Raw genomic sequence first — 5,439 nt, 5'->3', positions numbered from 1 at the left:
TTTTTTTCGCTTTGCGACTAAGCGTGTGGGTTGAATGGCATTAGCCCTTAATTATCGTCTTGCTTTTCCAACCAATAAGCAAACAGTTCAAGAACTGCCCCAACAATGATCGGTGCGATAATTAACGTTAGAAGTTTTTCAATCATGCAAGTTTCACCTCCAAACCTATAATAGCTTTGGTAGGCTAAGTGCCATTAATTAATATAGCATAATTTTTCTAACAATTTATACTATCTTTTATAACCACAACAAAAGTGGTAGCATGTTGTTATAGTTTGTTACAGGAGGTTTATAATGAAAAGTATTAAAGAAATGGCTGATACACTTAATGTTTCTAAAATGACTGTTTCAAGATACATTAAATCAATTGGTGCAACAGAGGCGGCTCAAGATGGACAAACATTACTGTACGATGATGCAGTTGTAACTCTTGTTATGAAAGGTTTATCTAAAGATAAAGACCAAAACACCGAAACAAATGATGTTGCAGTTGATTTTAAAGCTCAATATATTAAAAGCCTTGAAGATTCTAATCATTTTTTGCAAAAGGAAGTAGAAGATAAAAATAAACAATTGATGTCAAAAGATGAGCAGATTGATTCACTTCAAACAATTCTAAACCAGCAACAACAATTACTACTTTACGAGCAACAAAAAAACACAAAACTACTAGAAGAAAATATAGAAAATAAAAGATGGTGGCAGTGGTGGAAATAAAATAGCTTTTTATTCTTATCATTTGCTATTGATTTTAATTCTAGGGTTGTTAGGGTTCACCCTGACCGTCTGAAAGACGTTTTATTTATCAAACTAAGAGTTTTAACTAAATGAGCTTAAATAGCTCTTTTTTTTGCGTTTTAAGGCTATTAATTCATTTCTTTAGAGAAATGTTTTAGGTTTTAGCGAAGGAGCGTAAAGCGACTGCTGCAAGTTTAATGTGAGAGTGGTTTTCTCTCACTCCTTTTTTATATCCTTTTGTCTTACGCATAGATCAATTTAATAAAAAGAAGTGATTTTTAGGTGGGAAAAATAGAGTACCTCTTTTATAATCTCTTTTAAACCTCTTTTAAACCTCTTTTAGACACCAGTTGAGCCTTAGAGCCACAAGGGATACAAGATGTTTAAGGGGTGGTTTTGTCTGTTTATGGGGGTGGTTTTGTCTGTTTATGGGGGTGGTTTTGTCTGTTTATGGGGGTGGTTTTGTCTGTTTATGGGGTATTGACTTAGGAGTATCACTCCTTTATAGTTTGTTTATTAGATTAGGAGGCTTACTATGGCAAATGAATTAGTTAAATATCATACTGAATTAAATACAATTCCTTTAAGAAAATTTTCTCCAGTAGAAATGAATCTCTTTTTTTCAATAGTTTCACGTATGCGTGATAAAGGAGAGCAGACAGTTCGTTTTTCCTTTGATCAGTTAAAAGACTTAAGTGATTATAAAGCGACTGCTAACAGCCGTTTTATCGATGATATTTACAGTACTTATGAAAAAATTCTTTCGTTACGATTTGGTAATAGAAGTACCAACGGACTAAACAGAAGTATGTTTGTAATGTTTACTCAATTTGAGATTGTTGGCGATACTGATGAACCGTATGTTGATATAAAATTATTTGAAAAAGCCATACCTTTGTTAAATGGACTTGATGAATGGGTTCGATATTCTCTTAAACAGTTTAATGAATTACAAAGCAGTTATTCAAAAACTATGTTTCGATTATTAAAACAATTTAGAACTACAGGTTATGCTTATTTTTCTAAAGAAGATTTCAGTGAGCTATTAGATATACCTAAAAGTTATCGTGAAAGTGATATTAATAAAAATATTTTCAAACCAATTAAAGAAGAATTAACTCCACTTTTTAGAGGTCTTACTATTAAGAAAAAGTATGGAAAAGGTAGAGGAAAACCAGTTATCGGTTATCAATTTTCTTTTAAAGCTGAAGCAAAAAATGCTGATGATTTTTCTAAAGGAGAACGAGAAAATTTACGAATCAAAATGTTTAACATTGAACACAACGGAGAACTTTCTCAGGAAGAAAAATGGGTCGCAAAAGATAAAGTTTTAGGGTTAAAAATCGGAACTCATGAAGCAGATTATTACAGCCAGCAACAAAAAGAATCAGACAAAATAGAAGAAGAAAAATTAAGAAAAGATTTGCTTAAAGAACTACAAAATGGCTTTAAATAAAGAAAAAAAGGAATGTAACATTTGATGTATCATTCCTTTTTTCTATGTATCATTTAATACATCATTCACTTAAATCTATGTGTTTTCTACTTAATTCTATACATCGTTTGATACATCATTCGCTATTTTTATACATCATTTAATACATCATTTGCCACTTTTTTGAGAAAGGTTTTTAGGGGTTAGAAACACTGTAGGCACAGCCTACAGACGACTTGTGACTTAGAAAGTGGGCCCACTTTCTCTTATGCTCTTACGAATTAGTTTGTACTTATCTAGTTTTACTACTCTTAGCTTTTATCTTTTACATGAGCGTAGCGAATTTTAACCAACACGCTTGACGAAAAAAGAGAGAAGATTAGACATGAACTTCTCTCTTTTTTAGCACGATAGACACCAAAAAATTTTGGTGGGTATAAGTGCGCACTTAGCGATTATCGAATCAAATTTATTTGGTGCGTATAAGTGCGCACTTAGCGATTATCGAATCAAATTTATTTGGTGCGTATAAGTGCGCCCTCATAAAAAAATCGGGAGGAATTTCCATGACAGATAAGCAAGTGGAATCAAAAATTTATCAGATAGAATTACTCAATGAATTTTCTATGTCTGTTTATAATCGACTGCTACGACACGTCCATAAAAACAAGATTGATTTAACTCATCAAGAAAATTTTATCGCTCTGCTCTTTCGTCAGTTAGAAGAAATGCTAAGTCTTAACTTATTCAAAAAAGAATTAGAAGAGTTAGAAGAAATAAAACACTATTGGGTAAACATGAACTCTCTCACAAAAGAAATATGCGCTTCTGACGTTCAACCAGATTAAACTAATGGTATTCGTCATTAAGCGTCTTTCAGACGGTTAGGACAAGCCCTAACAACCCAAAAACAATCGAGAGAATCGACAAGCAAATACCAGGAGAAACGTTCTTCACTTTGAAGATCTTTCTCCTGGTATTTTTACTCGGTTTTAGGTGAAACCTAACAAGCTCCCTTTTGGGTCGTGTGCGCACACACCCGATGCTTGCCTTATTCCATTTAATAACATTTTCCACCCAAACACTTTTCAAAATTTCACTATCTCACGAAAAAAAGAAGCCCTATAAATCAGGCTTCTTTTTTAATTTTAAGGTAGACCTTTTCAGATTCACAATGTTGTCGTCTGAAACCGTTGGTAAGTCTACAGCTCGGTATAACATCCGATTATGTCTACCTATGAGTTAAATAACTATTTATTTAATTTTTTCAATTCTTCTTGTTCTATAAAGAAAGTTACTTCTCCTGTTTCCATATTAACGTTTGCTTTAACTTCTGGATTAGGATTTTTTAAGATTAGCTCCTTATTAAAAATTTTATTTTTTATTCGTAGGGGCGTTGTTGTTCCATAAGTCATTGTTTTAAAAATTTTAGTTGTCAATCTAATCTCCTCCTTAAGTAAGTCATCCAAAGTACATCCGAATAGAGCACTCATTTTTAATAAATTTGAAATATCAGGAAGAGTTTTATCACTTTCCCAACTTGAGATAGTTGGTCTAGATATGAGTAATTTTTCTGATAACTCTTCTTGTGTCCATCTTTTTTGAAGTCTTTTAGATTTGAGTGTTTTCCCAAATGCCATTCTCTATTCCTCCTGATTTAATCCTAGTAAATAAACCTACTTTATTCAGTTCGATTCTCTTTATATTTTACGATTGTTAAGTAATCTTTACAAAAAAACAGCTTATTATAATGCCACTTTATGTTAACTGATTTATTAAGTATTCTCCAAATTTTCTTATAACTACTATTTTTTTATTAAACATTCTTTTAATATTATAACAATCATATTTATTAAAATATAAAGAAAATAGGTGTTTGATATGGGACTATGGTACTTCATAATAATTTTTTTAGGAATTGCATTGCTTGTTGTCGGTTTAAGAAATAAAGACGTAACACGTTCAAACAAGATTGTTACTATGTCGTTAATTGTCGGAACTCTATTAGTTGGGTTAGGATTAATTTTATTTTTACCTGGTAGTTCTTCTGTATTGGAGCAACTACTTCAAATTAACTAGTTATAACATCAGATTATGTTAACTAACACGTTACATAACTAGTATTAAAAAATCTGTTTATTTGATATTATGAATTTATAGTAAATTATTATGGAGGAGTGTATTATGATTTTTAATAAAAAAAGAGGGTACCTATTGTTATCATTATTGGCCATAGCTACTCTAACAACCGCTTGTAGCGATAACTCTGGAGAATCAAAGAAAGACTCTACTAACGATAATGTTCATAAAGTCAAAGAATCATCTGAGCAAGTCGAAGAAACACAGGAGCCTCTAGATATACTTAATCAATTAGCTACTATGTCTCAGTCTACTGATGAATTATATGTTACTGGTGATTTAGCTATTGGAAGTGAGCAAGAAATAAAGCCTGGTATTTATGATTTGGAAATTACTGGTGGTTCAGGTAATATTTCAGGTGAACGTGCAAATGTACCTTTATTTATTAACTGGGTTGGTGGGGCAAAAGGTTCTGGAGATTATGCTTCAAAAATTCGAATCTTACTTTTTGAAGGCGATATTTTAAAATTCAGAAATATTTCTAAGATTAAATTAAATGCTGTTCCCGAAAAAGTAGAATCTTCTAATGAGTTAGGCGTTGGAGAATTCATAGTAGGTAGAGATATTCTTGCTGGTGATTATAAATTATCAACTAACGCTAAGCTTAATCCAGAATATGACAATTTAGGTTGGAGCACCAGAATATATAATGACTCAGACGGACAATCTAGAGAGCAACAGCTGACTGGATCAAATACAGATGTTGCCGTTAGTTTGAAAGATGGCGAGGTTATATCAATCAGTTATGACAATACAGATTACGGATCCTCTTCAGATGATGCTAGATTAATATTTACAAAGTTATAATTTCTTTATCTTTAAACTTGTAATAATGGCTTTTATGTTAACTCAAATAATAATGTTGCTGATCCCATAGTCGGGTCATGGATATTTTGATAGAAAAATAAAATCATGATATAATAAAAGTGCGAAAACGTTAGAAGTTTCGAGTGCAAGTTTCATAGCACAAAAGCCCCAACCATTGCGAGTGGTTGGGGCTTTTTTTTCGCTTTGCGACTAAGCGTGTGGGTTGAATGGCATTAGCCCTTAATTATCGTCTTGCTTTTCCAACCAATAAGCAAACAGTTCAAGAACTGCCCCAACAATGATCGGTGCGATAATTAACG

At 32.1% G+C, this 5,439-nt stretch carries 7 protein-coding genes; 4 read left to right on the top strand and 3 right to left on the bottom strand.

What is annotated here, in order from left to right:
* Positions 1–47: 47 nt before the first annotated feature.
* Positions 48–146, bottom strand: coding sequence for a type I toxin-antitoxin system Fst family toxin (locus CBF29_RS13510; protein ID WP_125984877.1), 99 nt, complete (start codon positions 144–146; stop codon positions 48–50).
* Positions 147–294: 148 nt separating this feature from the next.
* On the opposite strand from CBF29_RS13510, the gene CBF29_RS13505 reads away from it, so the two are divergent.
* The 3 genes from CBF29_RS13505 to CBF29_RS13495 all read left to right on the top strand — a co-directional run bounded on the left by CBF29_RS13505 (position 295) and on the right by CBF29_RS13495 (position 3,021).
* Complete coding sequence (locus tag CBF29_RS13505; RefSeq protein WP_125984876.1) at positions 295–717, top strand: helix-turn-helix domain-containing protein; 423 nt, start codon at positions 295–297, stop codon at positions 715–717.
* Between the two features lie 556 nt (positions 718–1,273).
* Positions 1,274–2,194, top strand: coding sequence for a replication initiation protein (locus CBF29_RS13500; protein WP_126810228.1), 921 nt, complete (start codon positions 1,274–1,276; stop codon positions 2,192–2,194).
* A gap of 545 nt (positions 2,195–2,739) precedes the next feature.
* A complete protein-coding gene (locus CBF29_RS13495) occupies positions 2,740–3,021 on the top strand; it encodes a hypothetical protein (RefSeq protein ID WP_126810227.1) in 282 nt (93 codons plus the stop codon).
* A 402-nt stretch (positions 3,022–3,423) separates the two neighbouring features.
* On the opposite strand, the gene CBF29_RS13490 is transcribed toward CBF29_RS13495, so the two are convergent.
* The gene (locus CBF29_RS13490; RefSeq protein WP_126810226.1) at positions 3,424–3,813 is read right to left on the bottom strand and encodes a helix-turn-helix domain-containing protein; all 390 of its coding nucleotides are present in this window, start codon (positions 3,811–3,813) and stop codon (positions 3,424–3,426) included.
* Between the two features lie 544 nt (positions 3,814–4,357).
* Here CBF29_RS13490 and CBF29_RS13480 point away from each other — a divergent pair.
* Positions 4,358–5,119, top strand: coding sequence for a hypothetical protein (locus CBF29_RS13480; RefSeq protein WP_170170088.1), 762 nt, complete (start codon positions 4,358–4,360; stop codon positions 5,117–5,119).
* A 240-nt stretch (positions 5,120–5,359) separates the two neighbouring features.
* Here the strand turns inward: CBF29_RS13480 and CBF29_RS13475 are convergent, their stop codons facing one another.
* The gene (locus tag CBF29_RS13475) at positions 5,360–5,431 is read right to left on the bottom strand and encodes a type I toxin-antitoxin system Fst family toxin (RefSeq protein ID WP_425469908.1); all 72 of its coding nucleotides are present in this window, start codon (positions 5,429–5,431) and stop codon (positions 5,360–5,362) included.
* Positions 5,432–5,439: the final 8 nt, after the last annotated feature.

The organism is Vagococcus elongatus (assembly GCF_003987645.1).
Taxonomy (GTDB): domain Bacteria; phylum Bacillota; class Bacilli; order Lactobacillales; family Vagococcaceae; genus Vagococcus_A; species Vagococcus_A elongatus.
Note: the sequence above shows the minus strand (reverse complement) of the source record. Positions and strands in the feature narration are given on the sequence as shown.

Excerpts from the sequence above, each read along its gene's own strand:
- CBF29_RS13480 (WP_170170088.1), top strand. The coding sequence starts at position 4,358 with ATGATTTTTAATAAAAAAAGAGGGTACCTATTGTTATCATTATTGGCC.
- CBF29_RS13500 (WP_126810228.1), top strand. The coding sequence starts at position 1,274 with ATGGCAAATGAATTAGTTAAATATCATACTGAATTAAATACAATTCCT.
- CBF29_RS13495 (WP_126810227.1), top strand. The coding sequence starts at position 2,740 with ATGACAGATAAGCAAGTGGAATCAAAAATTTATCAGATAGAATTACTC.
- CBF29_RS13505 (WP_125984876.1), top strand. The coding sequence starts at position 295 with ATGAAAAGTATTAAAGAAATGGCTGATACACTTAATGTTTCTAAAATG.
- CBF29_RS13490 (WP_126810226.1), bottom strand. The coding sequence starts at position 3,813 with ATGGCATTTGGGAAAACACTCAAATCTAAAAGACTTCAAAAAAGATGG.
- CBF29_RS13510 (WP_125984877.1), bottom strand. The coding sequence starts at position 146 with ATGATTGAAAAACTTCTAACGTTAATTATCGCACCGATCATTGTTGGG.